The organism is Caulobacter sp. CCH9-E1 (assembly GCF_001556515.1).
Taxonomy (GTDB): domain Bacteria; phylum Pseudomonadota; class Alphaproteobacteria; order Caulobacterales; family Caulobacteraceae; genus Caulobacter.
Window position 1 is genome coordinate 1 of the sequence record NZ_LSJA01000057.1, and the last position, 18,081, is coordinate 18,081.

The following is an 18,081-nucleotide window of genomic DNA, read 5'->3' on the forward strand; positions in this document are numbered from 1 at the left end:
AGATCCTCCTCAACTCACAACCTCAAATCTGTGCCAGTGGCGCTGACGGGGGACAGATACCCACGAGCGTTTCTCCGGCTGTCATAGAAGATTCACACGATACACCTACCTGTACAGCCGTTCGATTCGGGCAGGGGGTCCTATGAAGTATTCACACATCCATCGATGGGCGGGGTCCCGGCGTATGCCGCAACGGCCTGTCGTCTCCGACTAGGCCCCTCATTGTCCTGAGCGACGCGAGATCCACCCCCGATCCGGGCGGTGGCCGATGTCGCTCGCCCTCTTCTGACATACATGTTCCAAGGACGGCTCTGTTGCAAACTCTGACACGGTTTCCAAGATTGGGCTCATGTACTGTCAAGGTCAGTTGCGATGAACGATTTCAAAGGACGGCATTTTACCGGCGAGGTCATCCTATGGGCGGTGCGCTGGTATTGTCGATACGGCATCAGCTACCGTGATCTCGAGGAAATGCTGTCCGAGCGTGGGATCGATGTCGATCATACGACGATCTATCGCTGGGTGCAGCGCTACGCGCCGGAGATGGAGAAGCGTCTCCGCTGGTTCTGGCGGCGCGGCTTTGATCCGAGCTGGCGTCTGGATGAGACCTACGTAAAGGTGCGGGGCAAATGGACCTACCTGTACCGGGCGGTCGACAAACGGGGCGACACGATTGATTTCTATCTGTCATCGACACGCAGCGCCAAAGCGGCGAAGCGCTTTCTGGGCAAAGCTCTTCGTGGCCTGAAGGACTGGGAAAAGCCGGCCAAACTCAATACCGACAAGGCACCCAGCTACGGCGCAGCAATCGCTGAGCTGAAACGCGAAGGCAAACTGGCGGCGGAAACCGAGCACCGGCAGGTGAAATATCTGAACAACGTGCTCGAGGCCGACCACGGCAAGCTGAAGATGCTGATCAAGCCGGTACGTGGCTTCAAGTCGATGCCAACGGCCTACGCCACGATCAAGGGCTTCGAGGTCATGCGCGCCCTACGCAAAGGACAGGCCCAGGCATGGTGCCTGCAGCCAGGTATCATGGGGGAGGTGCGCCTGGTTGAAAGAGCATTCGGAATTGGACCCTCGGCCCTGACCGAAACCATGATTATGCTCAATAAGCATTTCGCCAATGCTGCCTAATCCCCCAACTGGGTGACGCCGCGCGGCCGTGCCCCATGTTTGCAACAGAGCCATGGCGAGTTTCCTGGAGCTCGCGCGATCCATTCCGGCGGGCTCGCCTCCCCCGTCCCTCCCCTCTTCCTTTCGAGGCGCTGCAGACAAAGAGCCTCGACGCTATGCGTCGAGGCTCTTTCATCATCGGCCCTTGGTGGTCAGAAGCGCTTGCGCCCTGGCCACCGCGCCAATGAACGAGCAGTCGGCTGGGCGGCTGTCGTCATTGCCGTAGATGTGGACCTCGATGGCTTCCTCCAGGAGATCCTTGAGGGTTTGAACGAGGTCCAGGACGCCGTCTTCGTTGGTGTCCGCACGGGGATCCTGCAGCAGCAGCGCCTTGCGGGCCTCGTTCAGAAGCCCTCGACGGTGCGCCACCAAGGCGTTCGTGCGCGCCTTAGGATCTCGTCCATAAGCATAGAGGATGCGGTCTTCTCCCGCGGCGGTGACCAGGGCGGCGCCCACCACACGATCGCTGAGGTCCAGCAGAAAGTCTTCGAACTCGTCAGCGAAGCCGTGATGGGCTTCGGTGTCGACGAGGATTTGGATGACCTGGTCGTTGTCCGAAAAGAAGAACGCCGGGCCGTTCGAGTGCTCCCAACTCACCGTTCCTTCCGGAAACACCGACAGGTCAGCCTCCGGGTGCCACAACCGGATGATGTCGTGCGGGGTGACGCCGGGGAGTAGGGTGACCGTCGTGTGGTAGTAGTAGTCGCGAGACATTTGGGTGCTCCGGTTCAGGCGTCGTTCGCCGCATAGCTGGGGAGATTCTGGCGGGCCCAATCGTGGGCGATCTGCCAGGCTTCGGATTTCGTCGGCGCCGCGCCCAGATAGGCGCCGCAGAAGCGGACGACACGCTGTTGTTTGCGGTGGCCGGTCCATTCAGGACGGACCGAAAACCGAAGGTCTCGTCTGGCTGAACCTCGGCGGCGCTGCGTCAGCGGGCGCATCAGGCCGCCATCGGCAGGGTCGCCGCCTCAGCTTGGGCCAACAGATAATCGACGGCGCGCTGCGCCGCCGCCGCCGCAGACACCAGGGCGTTCGGCGTCTTTTCGGCGGCCTTCGACCAGTAGCCGAGATAGGCCGCGTGGTTGTCGATCAGCGCCTCAGAGTACGGTACTCCGCAGCGCAGGGTCAGGAAGTAGCTGCCCAGCTCGGCGATCAGCTCTTCGGTGGCCCGGGCTTCGAGGTCCTTATGGTAGTCCTCCAGCGAAGGCCGATTCAGGCGACTGGCCGCGCCGGTGTGATGCAGCTGCTCGTGGGCGAGGGTGGCGCAGTAGTCGGCGAACGTCTCGAACTGGTCCGCCGGGGGCATGAAGATCGTGTCCTGAGCGTCGCGGTAGCAGGGCTCGTGTTGCAGCCCATAGACGATCTTGGCGGGGTATGCCGCGATCGGAGCCGGCAACTCACCCTCCGTCCAACGCGGCGCAGGCGGCGTTGCGAGATGCTTAGCGTCGAGGCCATCGATTTGCTCGCAGTTGAAAACTGTGTAGCGAGCCGCGTAGGCTCGCCCGCGCGCCCCTGGCGCGCCGCCGTCGTGGCCATCGTCGTCGTTGTCGTTGGCGGACTTGAAGGGCTTGTAGAGCAGGGCGGGCGTTCCGCGTTCGCCCTTGCGGACGCAGGCGTCGAGGGCCAGGGCCTGTTTGAAGGTGAACCAGTACGGCGAGGTGTAGCCTCGTTCGAACCCCGCCATCGACAGAAGCATCGCGTTGACCCCCGTGAAGCGGTTGCCGTCAGCGCGAAGCGGTTCGACGGCGTTGCCGCTTGACCAGGTGGCTCGCCAGGGCGCCACGCCGTTGGCGATGCGGTTGGTAATGTCAGCGACGAGGTCGTTCATGGCGGTGGACATCGGAGGTCTCCATCTTCGGCCGCCAGGCCTTTCCCGGCGCGCTCACCCGCGCCGTCCCTCCCTTCGTCTTTCATGAAGCACCCGCCCCGCTTCGGCGGGGCGGGCGTCTGGTTAGGCCACCATGTGCTGGGCGTGGATATTCACGATCGGGTACCGCTGCAGCACCGCCGCAAGCACGTTGAACCGATCGGTGGGGATGAAGCCGCGAGCACGGAAGGCGATCAGCTCGAAGAACACGCCAAGGTCCTTGAGGACCTCGTTGTGGACGCCGTCGCTCTCGATCTCCATTCGCGGGGCGCCCATCACCCGCCGGCAGGTCAGGAACATGTTCTCGGCAAGTTCCACGGCCATGGATTGCTCCATCACCATGCGGCGCACGTCGATCGGCGCGTAGTGGCCCTGGGTGGTGAGGCCAAGCGCCCGACGAAGGTTCGAGGCGCCGACCTCGTCGATGATCCGGCCAAGCCAGCGTCGGCCGTCGGGGCTCTTCAGGCGTCGGACCCGCACCGACTGCTGTCCCAGGTGGCGCCAGACTGGCAGGATGGCGCCGGTCACCAGATAGAGGTCGTTGGCCACCTCGCCCGGTAGGGTGGAGACCCGCTCGGACCAAAGCCGCGTCCAGCTGTCTTTGTCGATCTTGGTCCAGGCGCTGTCCTGGTAGTCCTGCAGGGTGATGACCTTGGCGTCGGTTGGGGTGATCAGGCGCACGCCGGCAATAAACTCATCGCGGTCGTTCATGAGGCCCACGCCTAGGATCCCCACGGCCACGTTGCCCGATCGCTCATTGCGCAGGTACTCGATCTCGTGGCGGCGCGAGCTGGGGAGCCTCGCCAGGACGTCTTCTGCGCTTTCGTAGGTGATCGGCTCGATGGTCTTGAAGCGCATGAGGCTGGTGGTCGAGCCGGTCCGGGGATCGGTTCGCACGATCTCGTCTTCCACGAGTTGCAGGTTGGACGGCGACAGATCTTCCATGCCCCGCTCGAGGTCGCCCTTGGCGGCCGCCGCGTCGAGGATCGCCTGGTGCAAGGTGTCGAAGGTCTCGAACACGGTGTGCTGGTCTTCGACACGCATCGCCAGCACACGGTTGAGGTGCTTGCGCAGTTCGGGCAGGTCCTCGGCGTCCATCAAGGCGCCTTCGCCGGAACGCAGGCTCAACGCCGTTTTCTCTTCGAACTCGTCGATGGTCATCGGGCAGTCGCCAGTGATCATCGCTCGATAGAGCGCCAGCTGCGCGCGACGCGCGAACGGGGTCTCAAGATTGTCGGTCGGGCGGAACATCCCGCCGCTGTTCGAGCGCCGCTCTCCGCGCGTGAGGGCGCCCATGCTGTCCAGTCGGCGACAGATCGTCGAGAGAAAGCGCCGCTCGCCGGGAAGGTCCGAGACGAAGGGGATGACGACCGGCGGAATGACCTGGTTGGTGCGATGCGTGCGGCCAAGGCCCTGGATGGCGTTGTCGGACCTCCATCCATACTCAACTATGACGTGCGCCCGGCGCCACGGAGACCCGCAATTGACGGCCGCATGGTAGCTGCGTCCCGTGCCGCCGGCGTCAGAGAAGATCAGGATGCGCTTGCGGCCGGACTGGAAGGCGTCGGTTTCGGCGCGGTTGGCGCTGGTGCTGCGGCGTTCGACGACGAGGCGTCCGTTGCGACGGACCACGCGCTTGCTCCGGCCGGTCACTTCGGCGACAGCGTCGGCGCCGAACTTGTCGATGACCGAGTCGAGCACGCCGTTGCAGGCCGGCAGCATGGCCAGCTTCATGAGGGCGCCTTCCCGCAGGGCCAGCGCTTCCTGAGAAATGACGTTGTTGCCGTGCTCGTCGCGCAGCGGAACAGAGACCTCCTTGCCGTCAGCGCCGCTCACGACCTGATAGGCGTTCACGGGGAACGACTTTTCGAGGTACTGCAGCACAAGGTCGCGTGGCGACAGGTCGATCATGACGTTGTGCCAGGTGTTGGGATCGATCTCCTCGAGGCGGCGATCTAGCGTCGCCTCGTTGGTCGAGACCAACTGGATGACGACGCTCTGGCCCATCTGCATTCGGGCGGCGATGGTCTTGTGCAGCGCGGGCGCCTTGATCCCCGAAAGGAGCGCGAGGAAGAACCGTTGGCTCGTCGAGGCGAAGGTGCTTTTGGCCGCTGATTTGGCGTTTCGGTCAGCGTTCGCCCCGGACGCCTCGAGCGCTGCGTCCAGGTGCTTGTGGATCATCTGGAAGGCGTCGGCCCAGGCGTTCCAGAGCTTCTTGTCGGCCTCGGTGAAGGCGTAGACTTCCGGCTCGATCTCAACGCCCTCCATGCTGATCGAGCGGGCGATGTAGGCGCCTGCGGACTTACAGTCGCGCGCGACAACCTCGCCTAGGGCCAAACCGCCGTCCTCGGCTGCTTGCAGGAATTGTTCGCGGGTGTTGAACGGCGCCTCGGCGCCGCCCCAAAGACCGATGCGGGTCGCGTAGGAGAGATTGCGGGCCGTAGTCGCGCCCGTAGCCGAAACATAGACGATGCGGGCGTCGGGAAGCAGGTTCTGGAACGCCAGACCCATGCGGCCTTGCTGCGAGGCTTTGGTAGGCCCGCGGGCGCCGTCACCGCCGCCGGCGGCGTTGCCCATGCTGTGGGCTTCGTCGAAGATGATGACGCCGTCGAAGTCCGCGCCGACCCAGTCGATCATCTGGTGCATGCGCGACTTGCCGCCGTTGCGGCCAGGCTGACGCAGGGTGGCGTAGGTGGTGAAGAGGATCATCTCGCCGCTGATCTTGTCGGCCTGGGTGAACCTCGAGTGCGGCACGATGTCGGCTTCGGAGCCGCCCAGCGCCGTCCAGTCGCGGCGCGCATCGTCGATCAAGACGTCGTTCTTGCTGACCCAGATGGCTTTGCGGCGGCCTTGGGCGAAGTTGTCCATGATGATGGCGGCGCTCTCGGTGCCCTTGCCCACCCCGGTCCCATCGCCGATGAAATAGCCCGCGCGGAAGGGCTTGGCGTCGTCCTTGGGCTCGACATTCCACGGTTCGTCAGCGACGGGCGCGAAGCGGCCGGGCAGATAGCGGCTGTGGGCCTCGCCCGCATAGATCACCGCTTCCATCTGCTCGAGCGAGATGTAGCCCTTCTCCATCGTCTTGGTCGGCATGATCGGCTGATAGGTCGCCGGCGGCGGTTGGATGGATCCCATCGCCGTGCTTTCCACCAGGTTTGCCGGATGGGCGGGGTATCCGTCGGCTGCGATGCGCGCCACGCGATATTCTTGGAACACTCCGACGTCTCTGGCTTCACCCAGGGTTTCGCGGGCCGTGTAGACGATAGGCGCGACGCTCTCAAAGAGAGCAAAGCGAGAGGCCCCAGCCCCCGGACCGCGCGGACGTGCGCTGATGGCGCCGGGCGTGTAAGTCCTGAATAGGCGGGGTTTGGCCGTCAGCCGGCTGGGCAGCGCCTTGATGGCGGCGATGATCTGGTCGACCTCGGGCGTGTCGACGATCGGCGCGAGGCTTTGGCTGGGTCGGCGCTCGACGATCAGTAGAGCCGTCTCAACGCTCGTCCCGTGCTTTGCGAAGGCGCGCGAGGGCAAGGTGATGCGACCGATCACGGCGCCCTGGTCACCGAGCGAACGCATCAGGGAAAGATCAGTCAGCGCCCTCGCCGGCACGATGGCCACCATTCTGCCGCCGTCCGCCAGGCATTTCAGACCCGCTAGGAGGTGAGCGTTGAGGGCTTGGAACGGCGGGTTGCAGACGACCGCGTCGAACGAGCCGGCCGACTTCAGGAGATCGGGCAGGTGCGCGCCGTCCAGGGTGTGGCGCTCGACGGTTGGAAACACGCGCGCGAGGATCCCCGCGCGCGTGTCGGCCAGCTCATTGAGCGTCAGCTGCGCCCCGCAAACCTCCGCCAGGACCGCGAGATAGCCGGTACCGGCCGAGGGTTCGAGAACTTTGTCGGTGGGTCGGATCTGCGCAGCCAAGCTCACCAGGGCGGCGATCGCCGCCGGTGTCGAGAACTGGTCAAGCTCAACCTGCTCTTCGCTGCGGCGCGTGTGCGACAGGCTGTTGGCGGAAATCCGCTCCAGAAGGTCGTAGATCTCTTCGGGCGCGTCCTCGAGGCGCTGCAGGGACGGTCCATGGCGACGGATCTGCAGAACGCAGGCGGTCTCCAGGGCGTCATAGGCGTCCTTCCAGCACCAGTGGCCATCGGCGTCGGTGCCGCCGCAGAACATCGCCATCGTCGAGGCGACGAGTTTGCGGTCCATGGGCTTGTTCTTGGCCATGGCGTTGGCAAGCGATTTGGCGGCGGCGAAGATGTTCGCGGCCTTGTCGCTGCGGATGTTGGCGTCGAAGAGGCTCAAGGACGTCATGGCGGGTCTCGCAGCCGGCGGGGAGAAACCCTTCCCCCCCTTCAATCGGCTCGCGTCTTCCTCCCCTCCCCTCTTCTTTCGAATGCTGGAATAGAAAGGGCCCTGACGCGTGCGCCAGGGCCCCGTTGTCTAGGCGGCGATGTCGTCGTCCATGGCGAAGTGACGCCCGTCGTCGTCCAGCTCGTCGCTCAGGTCGTCGTCGAACCGAACCCCATCGTCGCTCTCGGGCGCATCGTTGGCCGGTTCGAACGCGCCTTCGCCGTCGTCGTCGACCAAAACCGATTGGTCATCGTCGTCGCCGCCTTGCTGGCCGTCCTCATCGTCAAGCTCGTCGTCAAGGTCGCTGGCGACGGCTTCGACCACCTCGTCCGACCAGTCGAGGCCCTTGGGGACGTAGCGCTTCTCGGCCGCCGCCTGGGCGATCTGAAGGACGAGTTCGCGCTTCTTGCACTTGGCCAAGGCCGTCGTGTCCAGCTCGAGGTCTTCGGCCATCGCCATCAGCAGCGACTTGGGGTGCGCCGACAGGAATTCCTCGTCGGGCGTCCAGTGCTGGGCGAGGTCCTGGACGATCAGGGTCTTGATCTCGGCCGCCTCGGCGCGACGAGAGCTGTTGACGCTGTGGGTGGCGTGTTCGCGAAGATCGAGCGAGAGCGCCACCAGATCGGCCATCATCTGCAGGCGGTCGCCCATGGCCAGGCCCGCGACGAAGGTGATTGGACGTTGGCCGCTGGCCACGAACGCGTCCTTCCAGGCGCGCACCCGGATGCGGATCTCGCCGTCAAGCGCCGGGATCACCTCGAACCGCGACTCGTAGGGCTTGCAGCTGATCCGCGCGGCCGAGTCACCCTCATACGCGTGGGTGACTGTGTCGACCAACAGGCGCGCGCCCAGGACGATGATGGCGGCCTCGGGGTCGTCAGCCAGATCGCGCATCAGAGCCTTCGTCGAGACGTCGGTGCGGCGCTCGTGCAGGCTGTTGTTGAGCCCTTCGGTGTCGACCTTCATCTTCGGCGTGGCGATGCGGTCGTGCGTCACCACGGTGTAGGCGCTCTTGGCCTCGTCCTGGCGCTGTTTGGCCTCGGCGGCTTCGGCTTCGGCTTGAAGCTGCTCCTCGGTCTTGGGAACCGGCACGAAGGGCTTCAGGGCCACGAGCGGCTTGAAGCCCGTCGCCTTGTCGGGCGTGATCGTGATGGCGCCGATCTCGCGCCGCACGCTGCTGTAGGTATGCAGGCTGGCATAGGCGAACAGGTACTCCACCACGCGGTTGGGATCGTAGGCGCCTTCGGCGATCGCAGCGTTGAGCTCGGTCTCGAAGGCGTTGACGACGGCGCGCTCGGAGTTGAACTCGGCCTTCAGGTCGTTGGCGACGGCGTAGCTGTCGATGTAGCTGCGGGTCGCTTCCATCGTGTCGGGGATCACGGCCGAGCGGTCGACGCCGGCGACATAGGTCTCGACGCCATACTTGCCGGTGATGGCGGCGGCCACGTCCTTGGCGTGGGCCTGCCAGAGGGATTCCAGGATCTCGCTGTCGATGATGCTGTCAGCGTGCTCACCGAACAGGTCGCGCTCGACGCGGCCGCCGGCGCCCAGATAGTCCTGCAGGGTCACCACGGTGAAGCGGGCGTCGGTGATTAGCGTCTTGTCGCCGCGGATCTGGCTCATGACCCGCGCCTCGTCGATCCATCCGTAGTCGAAAGCCCGATCAGCCTGTTCCTTCTGGGCGTTCTTGTCGTCCAGACGCGCCAGGAGCTTGACCTGGTTCTCGCGCAGCTTGTCGGCGCGATAGGCTTCGAGCACGCGGGGATGGACGGTGGCCAGACGCAGCAGCTTGTTGAGCTCACCCGCCGAATAGTTCAGCGCGCGGCCGATGTCGCCGGGGCTCATCTTCTTCTGCAGCAGCTTGGCGATCGCTTCGATCTTGTCGGCGGGGTGGGGCTGTGCGCGCTCGCTGTTGAGGATCACCGTGGCGCGGGCCTGTTGTTCCTTGGTCTCGCAGACGATGATCCGGACGGCGTGATCGTTCTGGATCAGACCGTTCTCCAGGAGATAGGCGAAGGCCAGCAAACGGCGACGGCCGTCGAGGGCCATCCAGATGTTCTCCTTCTTCTTGCCCTTGCGGACAAAGAGGGGGACCAGCTGGCCGGCGCCGTCTTCGGTGACCAGGGTCTGGGCAAGGTTCGGGATGTCGTCGTCGGCCGGGAGATCCGCGCGGGGGTTCTCTGGCGCGATCCCGATGTCGCAGAGCGGCACGGTCATGCTGACGAGGGCGGCGATTTCGGCGGTGACTTGGGTCATGGCGAGTTTCCTGGTGGCCTCGGACCGGGTTCATCCCAATCCCGTCAGGCTCGCCTTCCCCCTCCCTTCCTCCTTCTTTCCCCCGGGCTCACCCGCGTCTCATGAGCAAATCCAGGTTCGTGCTGAGGGGCAGCAACACCAGAAGCACTCCGACCATCAACAGGGCGACCATCATCGCCATGGCGATAACGTCGCGGACAAGTCCGCCGCGCCCTCGACTCTGGAGGGATGGCTTTGGCGCGCCCGCCAAGAAGAGCAGCAGGATGGCGATCAGCTCGAGGGAGACCCCGATCAAGACCATCCGCAGCGCGTTGGCCGGACTGAGAGATCCAGCTCCGCTGGCGAGAACCAGGGCGATGCCGAGAACGGCTAAGACAGCGCCGGTCCAGAAGCTGTACCCGAGCGGCCGGCGCGAGCCGGTCACCTGCGGCGGCTCATCGTGGGTTTCGAGGCTCATCAGAAGCTCTTCCAGATTGCGAGGACGAGAGAGGTCAGGCGGCTTTGCGGTAGCGCCAGCCGAAGGCCGGGTGCTCAGGATCAAGATGCGGCGGCAGACCGCCCTCAAGATGGTCGCTGAGGTTCGTCAGGCTTTGGACGTCGCCGCGTCGCTTGAGCCGTTCAGCCGCTTCGAGCGCGGCCTCCTCGAGCGGAGCGGTCCACCACATCACCTGGTCGCCGATCCGCTCGGTGACGATCGGATTGGCCCATCCGGCCTGTTGCCAGGTGTCCAGCCCAGCGACCGCCGCATCGATCCAGGCGCAAGCTTTGGGCGACCGCGGCCCGCTGATCGAGAGCATGATGCGCGGCCGCAGCGCCCCGACACGTCCGGTCCGAACGATTTGATGGCCGACCGCCTGAGGCGGGGGGCCATGGCGTGTGACGAAGGCCGCCAGATGCAGCCGCGCGATGTCCTCAAGGACAAGGAAGGTGGCTTCGTCCTCGTCGCTCGCTGGCCGAGGTATCCGCGCCTGCAGGGGCGCTGGCGCCATGAAGGCGCGGGTCGAGATGAGAAGGTCAGGATGGCTGGCGGTCATGCGCAGATACCTTGGCGGTTTGGCAACGACGCCTTGGGCGTCAGGGCGTCGGTGGAACGGGGGGCGCCGCGAATGATCTTGCCGGCTTCGTCCAGGGCGCAGGCGGCTGAGGTGTCGGCTTCGGCCATGGCTCGGAGGAACCCGGGCTCGCCGCCGCTGTGGCGACGTGACCAGAGGCCCTGGGCGATGGTGATCATGTCCGGGCCGAATGGATCGCGTCGGAGACGGGTGTTGGTCATTGGGCCAGATCGTCTGGTAGGATGGCGTCGGCCAGGGCCCTCTTGGCGTCGTGACGGCCCCAAGTGTCGAAGTCGTCGAACTCAACCGGTGGAGCGAGGATTTCAACGCTCAAGCCAGCGCCGCGCGCTCGCTTCGCAAGCCGCTCGGCCGATAGCTCACCGTCTTCGCCGTTGTCGCGGGCGATCAGCAGGCGTCGAACGCCTGGCGGCGGCGTCCATCCGCGCATGTTGCGGGTGCAGAGCAGGGCCCGGGCGGGAAGGCCAAAGCGCTTGCGGGCATGCAGGGTCGTAAACGCCCCTTCGCCGACAAGCATTTCGGGGGCGACGTCATCGATATGGACCGACGCGCTGCTGGTCATGTCGAACTCCCCGATGGTCTTGCGCGAGATCTTGAGCATGTGATCTCGCCGTCCTCCGAGCGTGAGATAGGTGATCTCGATCGCGGTGAGCTGCCCGTCGGGTTTGCGGATCGCGGTCAGCAACGCCGGCTTGAACAGCCGGGCGCTCGGCTTGAACACCGCCACCGGCGTTTCGCCCAAGAACCGGAAAGAACGATCCGGAAGCGGGTCGGTGATCGCGCGGGACCGGGCATAGGTTTCGGCCAGGGTGCGGGCCGTGTTGCGGCCGAGGTTCCAAAGCTCCATCGCCCGCTCGCGCCGCTGGCGGTGATCGACGAACTCGGCCGTGTCCCGCATAGGGATGCGGCCATCGCCAGTCGGCACGCCGAGCGCGTCGATGAGCCCGCGATCTTGAAGGTCCTGGCGCACGTCCTGCCACCGGACTTGGTTCTTCGTGCTGTAGACGTTGATCAGGATCCGCCCGTCGGCGTTCACGCCGAGGCTTACGGATCGATCGTGACGGGAATGACCGGGCGCTGGGATGTTTGCCTGCCACCCCCCGCGACAGACATCACCCCGCATGGTGCGCGCGATCAGGCTCAACGGTCCTGACATGCCAGACTCCTTGTTGTTTCGAGACGGCCATCACTCCAACCGCCTGCCTCAAAACGCCCTTCCCTTCTCCCGGCTACCCCAGAAGCCCGTTCAGTACCGCGGCCAGCCGCACCCCCGCCTTTTCCAGCTGCTCGGCGGCGACGCGGCGCGCCTCTGCTTCGTACTGCGGTGTCAGGCGCCGGACGGATGCCACCCGGCATGGGCTCGTTTCGCCGGAATAGGCGTAGCGAACCGCCAGGCCGTGGGCCTCGGAAAACCAGGTCGCGGTGTTGTCGCTCGCCCATCGCCGCGCTTGAGACTTGCTGATCCGGCTGTTGAGGGTTTTGGCCAGGGCTGCGGGGTTTCGCCCCAGCTGGCGCACCACGCCGGTGTCCCAGTAGCTGTGCAGGTTCATGTCCTCGCCGCTGCTGGTTTCGATCAGCTTGGCGTTACCGCCGCGATCACCGCAGCTGTCGGCCATGTGCAACGGCTGGTGGCCGTCGCCCACCAGGTGGATGAGGTAGCGCAGCGCCAGACCGCGCTCGCGGGCCGGGAGTTTCGGGTCCGCCAGGGTTTTCATGAAGTGATCGAGTTTGGTGATCAGGCATGCGCCCTGCCCTGTGCCGCTGGCAAGGCCCCGCTCGTAGGGCGCCTGGGGACATGCCTCGCGAACGACGGGCCCTGCAACGTCGAGGTTGGCGTAATGCCAGGTCGCGGTCAGCGCCCGCATCTGCGCCGACTGACCGCGTACCTCGTCGGCCCAGGTCGACGCTTCGACGAAGTCATGTCCAGACCCGTCGTCACTGGCCGCTAGCAGCGCGTTTGCGGCTTCGCGAGCCTTGGGTGATAGCCGCGCTTGAGCGATTTGGGCGATCACCTTGTGCCCTGACCCGCCCCACGCCATCGCCTGGGTCGGCTCGGCCACCACCACAAGGCACGCCAGCGCCAGGACGACCTTGAAGGTCATTCCGCCGGCGTCGAAAGAGCTGCAAGGATGGCTTCGCGATCCGTCGGACCGTCTTCGAACTCCGGTTTGGCCGGGGTCTTCTCGCGGTTCATGAATCCGAGAAAGACGCAGAAGGCGATCGCCGCGCCGCATCCGATCTGGAAGATTGCGGGGGCGTCGTAGTGGAAGGCGCTCAGTCCGATCATGAGGATACCGCTCCGTGGACGACCCACGCCTGCGGGCCGGATCGAGGTTTCGGGAAAGCGCTCCGCTTAACCGTGGGCTCACGGGCGTCGGGTCGCCGGTACGCGAGAAAACCGGTCGGAAGCGTGGCGAAACCCAGCCGCGCTGGACGATGCTCGGGGTGATCCGCGCAAGACCAAGGCGCGCCACGCTTCCTAAGCCATATTGAAACCTTAGGCCGATCCATGCAAGCTCGCTTGCACGAAAGTTAACTGAAAAGGCATGTCATGATCACCGCACTCGGCGGCCTACTGTCGCGTTTGCCTTTGACCGCTGGCGACTACCGTCAGATCGCGGCGATGGGGCTTGTGGCTAAGGTTGGCGCCCTGGCCGCGACGCTGGGACTGTCCCACACCTTCGGCGCGAGCCTCGGAACGGTTCTGGGTCCGACGGGCGTCTACGCCATCGTCATGATCGCCGGCGTTAGGGCGGTCTGGATGCAGCGTCGTGACGATGATCGCCTTGATCGTCAGCGCGGCTCGTGAGGTTTGTGATGGTGCGCTCGCAGAACAGATTGGTCGTCTGCGGCCTGTGCTGCGGCCTGCTGTTGATGCTGCATGGTCGGGATGAGCCGCTGGCCTTCGCGGCCGGTGTCGCGTCCTTGGCGATCAGCGGCCTGCTTTATGGCCTGGTGACAGTACAGGCCGCATGCGCGCCCCTGCGCAGGGGCGTAAAAAAGGGCGCCGCTCGTTAGGAGCGACGCCCTAAAACCGCGCATCCGAATGGGGCTAGAGGATCGCGGTAACCAGTCCGCTGGTGATCGTGGAGCCCGTAGCGGCCGTCAGCCCGACGCCCAGAGCGCCGCCGATGAGCTTCCAGTCAAATTTCAGGACCATCCCGATCAGGGCGGTCGAGATCGCCGCGACCGCAGCCAGCTTGCCCAGCGATCCTTGGGTCCAGCCGGTGATCCGGGTCAGGGTCGTGTTGAAGGTCGTGTCGGTGCCGGCATGTGCGGCGGCGAACGCCAGGGCTGCGATGGCGATCAGCACCAGAAGGGTGATGTCGACCATTCGCGCGAGGCGCGGATTGATCTGAGCAAGTTGCATGGAGGGCTCCGGTTGTTGACGGTCGAGGAGGTCTGCGGCGCCCTCAGACCCAAGACCTTGTTGGTCGAAAGTCGCGAGGGTTAGACGGAAGTTAACGCGATAGCGCTCGGTTATGCAATCCCGCTTGCATGTCGTTGGCCCGCCTCACGCGAACACGGCCGTTTAAGCTTGGCCGTCTTGATCAAGATCAAGGCGAACACTTGTCCGGCTGCGCGCGTGAGGGATGTCGCCGAGAGGCCGAGACGCTGGCGGCGGCTCGGGTCGCCAGACCGGCAGCCCGGCGCCGCCTTGGCGGCGCGCGCCCTCCCCTACTCGGCCTGCAATCTGCCCCTGGACGCGGACCCTTTACCCCACGGCCAACGAACGTCTGGACAAGGTTTGGTTCTCCTGCGATCACGGCTGCAGGGATCGTCGACCATTTGCCGCCGAAAGGCGCTGCAGGCTCGAAAGACGACCGTGTCAGATCCTCAAATCACCCGCCGCGACAACAGCATCGACGCCGCTCGCGGTATCACCATCGCCCTGGTCGTCGTCGGCCACGCCTTGGAAATACTGTTCTACAATCGCCCTGACGGAGCGTTTTCGCAGGTCGCGTTCGACCTCTGGCGCCTGATCTACAGCGCCCACATCCCGGCGTTCTTCGTCCTGGCCGGCCTGAGCCGAAAGCCGTCGCCGCAAGCGGTCCAAGCCAGAAGCGCCAGACTCGTCGTGCTGGCGATGACGGCTCATCTCATCATAGCGCTACCGGCCATTCTCCTGACCACTAAGGGCCACCCGACGAGCCCCGGACCGGTACTGGTGCTGATCCTAAGACCCTTGGTGCTAGGGACAGGGTTCTCCGCGCCAAGTCTGTGGTTTCTCATCGCGCTCGCCGGCGTTGAAGCGCTTTGGACCAAGTTGCAGGGAAGAACCTGGCTCATAACGACCGCTGTCGTCGCGCTGACAGGCCTGGCCCTACTATGCCCGCAAACAGCACCGAACCTCTGGAGCTTCAAGGATCTTGGACCCGGCCTGACGTTCTACGCGCTCGGCGCGGCGCTTCGCGACGCGCCGAAACGGCGGTTTGTGCAGGTCACCGCCCTGGCCGCGTTGTGCTGGGTGCTGGCAACAGCGGCGAACAAGGGATGCTATCTTCCGAAAACCGGATGGTGCTCGTTGCCCGGTCTCAACGGCCAGTTCGCACCCATGATGGCGATCGGCGCCTACGGCGACTACCGCCTGTTCCTGGCGTCGGCGATCGGCGGCGCCTTGGCGATACTTGGAGCAGGCGTCGCCGCTGCGAGAAGCCCAGCATCAAAGGCCGCTGGCTGGGCGGGCCGCAACAGTCTCAACATCTACTTGATCAACGGAACGGCTCTAGCCATCGCCAACCCGCTCCTGAAGACAGCCCCGCTCGGCCCGGACAGCAACGCCGCCGTTCTGGCCATCACCATAGCCGCCGTAATCGCACACGGCGCCGCAGCAAACGCGCTGCGAAAACCACTGCAAGCGTTCCAGCAGGCGTCGTATCGGCTCGCCGACCAGCTCATGCAAAGCAAAGAACGTCGGCAAAGCTTGGCCTGACGGGCGGTTTCTGCCAAAGGTAGGGGGATTGGGATCGTCGCCTGAAACACTGGCGGGTCCTGTCATGCCTCCACAACAAAGCTACAAGCCGCAGTCTTCTTCGGTGATCTATCAGGTCAGCGGCGTCGAGGTGGCCCGTGAGAGCAGCGAGCTGCAGTCGCATCTGAAAGCGGCCTATGCCGCCGGCGGCCGACACGCCAGGCCGCGGTGCATGTGCGTTCCAGAGGGCGTGGAGATGTATATTTCGCGCGTCGCCGGGCACTACCTCGTCAAGCGCATGCCCGGCGGCGGCCGACACCACGATCCGATGTGTGGCGCCTACGAGCCGCCTGCAGAAGTCTCGGGCCTTGGCCAAGTCATGGGCACGGCGATTACGGAGGACCCGGTCGAGGACACCACTGTCCTGAAGCTTGATTTCAGTCTCAGCCGGGTCGGCCGCCGCGCGCCGGCGGAAACCGACAGCGAGCCCAGCGATAGCGTAAAATCCAGCGGATCGAAGCTCAGCCTGCGGGGTCTTTTGCACTACCTGTGGACCGAGGCCGAGTTCAATCGTTGGACACCGGGCATGGAAGGCAAGCGCGACTGGAACGTTCTGCGCTACCACTTGCTAGCGGCGGCCGAACGCAAGGAGGCCAAGGGCCATCTGCTTCGAGAGTCGCTCTACCTTCCGGAGGTTTGGCGCGAGGGGCAACGCGAGGAGATCAGCAAGCGCCGGCGCGCGGTCTTTCTTCGAAAGGCTTCGTCCAAGGGTCGCAAGGAACTGATGCTGCTGCTGGCCGAGGTCGAGGCCTTCGACATCGGCCGCTACGACTACACGCTCAAGATCAAGCACGCGCCGGACTGCGCCTTCGTCGTGCCCGAGGACCTGGCCAAGGCCCTGGGCAAACGTTTCGCCCTGGAGATCGCGCTCTTCAAGGAGGCTCAGAAAGCCGACGACGAAGGCGCCGATGCGCGCGATCCGCGCCGCGGCCATTTGATCGTGTTCGGCACCTTCAGCATCGACATGGTCGGCGCGCCGCACATGGAGGAGCTGACCTTGATGTTCGTGAACCGCAACTGGCTTCCCGCTGAGGACATCTTCGAGATCGAGCTGCTCGAACAGCTGATGACGCGCCATCGGTTTGTGAAGGGGTTGCGCGTCAACATGCCCGCATCCAGGCCTCTGGCGACGGCGGTTGTACCGGACGCTGAAGGCGGTCCTACGGCGCTCTACGTGGTCAGGTCCGGCGTCGGCGAAGAGTACGAGCGGGTGCTCGAGGAACTCATATCAAAGAGCGACCTGACGGCCTGGATCTGGCGACTTGAACAGGGTGATATGCCAGCTCTGCCCTCCCCCGGCGCGCGTCGAGTGTCGGGATATAGGTCCAAAGCGCAAGGCTCGGCCGCGCGGTCCGCTGAGCGGGTCGAGGACGGCCCGGCAGCATGAACCCGTTGGACTATGCGATCCTTGGCGTTTCGACCGGCGCCATGATGATGCTCGCCCTTGCGCTGTTCGAGCGGTTCCATGGCGCCGCGCGCCAGCTTCAGTTCGACGCGTGGTGGAGGAAGGTGACGGTCGCTGCGCGTATCGACGCGATCGAGCGCCGCAAAGCTCACGCTGGCGGCGCCATGGCGGGCGCATTCGGCGCCGGACTGTTGGCGAGCTTCGTCTACGGAGGCCCCTTGCCGGGCCTTGAGATGATGTTGTTGGCCTACCCGTACCTGGCGGTCGTGCTTCGGACCCAGAGGATTCTGTTGATCAGCGCGCAAGCGCCTGAGGCTCTGCGAGATCGCGAGCAAGCGGCGAACACCAAGAACGGCGGGCCTCTGCGATGATGCTCTATGGGCTCGCCGCCGTGCTCATGGGGTCGGCGATGGCGGCTGCGCCTGGCGATAGCCCTAAGGCTCTACCCCCTCCCCCTCCCCCGCCGGAGATCCGCACTCGTTCGCCGTCCGAGGCGTTCGTGGTCGATGGGTCAGGGGTCTCGATCCGAGCTTTCCGGATCGTTTTGATGGGCGTCGAGGTCCTGGATCGGCGTCAGCAGTGCCAGCGCGGCGCCCGCTTCGAAGCCTGCGGTCAGTACGCGGCGCGGCGGTTGGCGTCCCTGATCCAGGGCAAAGACGTCGCGTGCGCGATCGCCGGCGAGATCGCGCAGAGCAACGTCCTGTTTGGACGTTGCGCGGCGGGCGGAATGGACCTGGCTCAGGTGTTGGTGGACGAAGGCTTGGCCGTTGGCGTTCGCGGAACGGTTTATGGCGCCTCGTCCCTGCAGGCCTGTTTGGCCCGCAGAGGCGCGTGGGCCGGTTCGTTCGAAGCCCCATGGACTGTGCGGGCGAGAGCCCAGGGCAACGCGGTCGCGCCGAAGCTTCTGGGCGCGGGCGCTAAGACGCCGTGCGCCGTCTCGCTTAAGGGGTAAGAACCCACGCGGCGAGAATGGCGAGAGGTCCTGCCG

The 18,081-nt window shown here is 65.0% G+C and carries 19 protein-coding genes; 7 read left to right on the forward strand and 12 right to left on the reverse strand.

What is annotated here, in order from left to right:
• Positions 1–372 precede the first annotated feature (372 nt).
• Positions 373–1,137: an IS6 family transposase gene (locus AX690_RS03115; protein ID WP_006949122.1), complete on the forward strand. Its 765-nt coding sequence runs from the start codon at positions 373–375 to the stop codon at positions 1,135–1,137.
• A 174-nt stretch (positions 1,138–1,311) separates the two neighbouring features.
• Here AX690_RS03115 and AX690_RS03120 read toward each other — a convergent pair whose 3' ends face one another.
• The 11 genes from AX690_RS03120 to AX690_RS23180 all read right to left on the reverse strand — a co-directional run bounded on the left by AX690_RS03120 (position 1,312) and on the right by AX690_RS23180 (position 13,003).
• Positions 1,312–1,890 (reverse strand): hypothetical protein, encoded by a 579-nt coding sequence (locus tag AX690_RS03120; protein ID WP_066730260.1) that lies wholly within the window; start codon positions 1,888–1,890, stop codon positions 1,312–1,314.
• 14 nt (positions 1,891–1,904) lie between these two features.
• Positions 1,905–2,117: a hypothetical protein gene (locus AX690_RS03125; RefSeq protein ID WP_066730262.1), complete on the reverse strand. Its 213-nt coding sequence runs from the start codon at positions 2,115–2,117 to the stop codon at positions 1,905–1,907.
• Positions 2,117–3,016: an ArdC family protein gene (locus AX690_RS03130; protein WP_066730263.1), complete on the reverse strand. Its 900-nt coding sequence runs from the start codon at positions 3,014–3,016 to the stop codon at positions 2,117–2,119. The genes AX690_RS03125 and AX690_RS03130 overlap by 1 nt, the downstream gene beginning before the upstream one ends.
• Before the next feature lie 111 nt (positions 3,017–3,127).
• Entirely contained in the window at positions 3,128–7,351 is a 4,224-nt protein-coding gene (locus AX690_RS03135; protein WP_066730264.1) for a strawberry notch-like NTP hydrolase domain-containing protein, read from the reverse strand.
• A 129-nt stretch (positions 7,352–7,480) separates the two neighbouring features.
• The gene (locus AX690_RS03140) at positions 7,481–9,646 is read right to left on the reverse strand and encodes a ParB N-terminal domain-containing protein (protein WP_066730265.1); all 2,166 of its coding nucleotides are present in this window, start codon (positions 9,644–9,646) and stop codon (positions 7,481–7,483) included.
• 88 nt (positions 9,647–9,734) lie between these two features.
• Entirely contained in the window at positions 9,735–10,103 is a 369-nt protein-coding gene (locus AX690_RS03145; RefSeq protein ID WP_066730266.1) for a hypothetical protein, read from the reverse strand.
• 34 nt (positions 10,104–10,137) lie between these two features.
• Complete coding sequence (locus AX690_RS03150; protein WP_066730267.1) at positions 10,138–10,680, reverse strand: hypothetical protein; 543 nt, start codon at positions 10,678–10,680, stop codon at positions 10,138–10,140.
• A complete protein-coding gene (locus tag AX690_RS03155; RefSeq protein ID WP_066730268.1) occupies positions 10,677–10,919 on the reverse strand; it encodes a hypothetical protein in 243 nt (80 codons plus the stop codon). Before AX690_RS03155 ends, AX690_RS03150 begins: the two co-directional genes overlap by 4 nt.
• Positions 10,916–11,860: a toprim domain-containing protein gene (locus tag AX690_RS03160; protein ID WP_197426768.1), complete on the reverse strand. Its 945-nt coding sequence runs from the start codon at positions 11,858–11,860 to the stop codon at positions 10,916–10,918. Before AX690_RS03160 ends, AX690_RS03155 begins: the two co-directional genes overlap by 4 nt.
• Before the next feature lie 85 nt (positions 11,861–11,945).
• A complete protein-coding gene (locus AX690_RS03165; RefSeq protein ID WP_066730270.1) occupies positions 11,946–12,818 on the reverse strand; it encodes a S1/P1 nuclease in 873 nt (290 codons plus the stop codon).
• Entirely contained in the window at positions 12,815–13,003 is a 189-nt protein-coding gene (locus AX690_RS23180; RefSeq protein ID WP_066730271.1) for a hypothetical protein, read from the reverse strand. Before AX690_RS23180 ends, AX690_RS03165 begins: the two co-directional genes overlap by 4 nt.
• A gap of 264 nt (positions 13,004–13,267) precedes the next feature.
• Here AX690_RS23180 and AX690_RS03175 point away from each other — a divergent pair, with 264 nt between their 5' ends.
• The gene (locus AX690_RS03175; protein WP_066730272.1) at positions 13,268–13,525 is read left to right on the forward strand and encodes a hypothetical protein; all 258 of its coding nucleotides are present in this window, start codon (positions 13,268–13,270) and stop codon (positions 13,523–13,525) included.
• Entirely contained in the window at positions 13,522–13,734 is a 213-nt protein-coding gene (locus tag AX690_RS03180; RefSeq protein ID WP_156449543.1) for a hypothetical protein, read from the forward strand. Before AX690_RS03175 ends, AX690_RS03180 begins: the two co-directional genes overlap by 4 nt.
• 34 nt (positions 13,735–13,768) lie before the next feature.
• Here the strand turns inward: AX690_RS03180 and AX690_RS03185 are convergent, their stop codons facing one another.
• Entirely contained in the window at positions 13,769–14,086 is a 318-nt protein-coding gene (locus AX690_RS03185) for a hypothetical protein (protein ID WP_066730274.1), read from the reverse strand.
• 378 nt (positions 14,087–14,464) lie between these two features.
• On the opposite strand from AX690_RS03185, the gene AX690_RS03190 reads away from it, so the two are divergent.
• The 4 genes from AX690_RS03190 to AX690_RS03205 all read left to right on the forward strand — a co-directional run bounded on the left by AX690_RS03190 (position 14,465) and on the right by AX690_RS03205 (position 18,045).
• The gene (locus AX690_RS03190; RefSeq protein WP_197426769.1) at positions 14,465–15,649 is read left to right on the forward strand and encodes an acyltransferase family protein; all 1,185 of its coding nucleotides are present in this window, start codon (positions 14,465–14,467) and stop codon (positions 15,647–15,649) included.
• 103 nt (positions 15,650–15,752) lie between these two features.
• Positions 15,753–17,075 (forward strand): DUF1173 family protein, encoded by a 1,323-nt coding sequence (locus tag AX690_RS03195; RefSeq protein WP_197426770.1) that lies wholly within the window; start codon positions 15,753–15,755, stop codon positions 17,073–17,075.
• A complete protein-coding gene (locus AX690_RS03200) occupies positions 17,072–17,464 on the forward strand; it encodes a hypothetical protein (RefSeq protein ID WP_066681217.1) in 393 nt (130 codons plus the stop codon). Before AX690_RS03195 ends, AX690_RS03200 begins: the two co-directional genes overlap by 4 nt.
• A gap of 176 nt (positions 17,465–17,640) precedes the next feature.
• Positions 17,641–18,045 (forward strand): hypothetical protein, encoded by a 405-nt coding sequence (locus AX690_RS03205; protein ID WP_156449545.1) that lies wholly within the window; start codon positions 17,641–17,643, stop codon positions 18,043–18,045.
• Positions 18,046–18,081 lie beyond the last annotated feature (36 nt).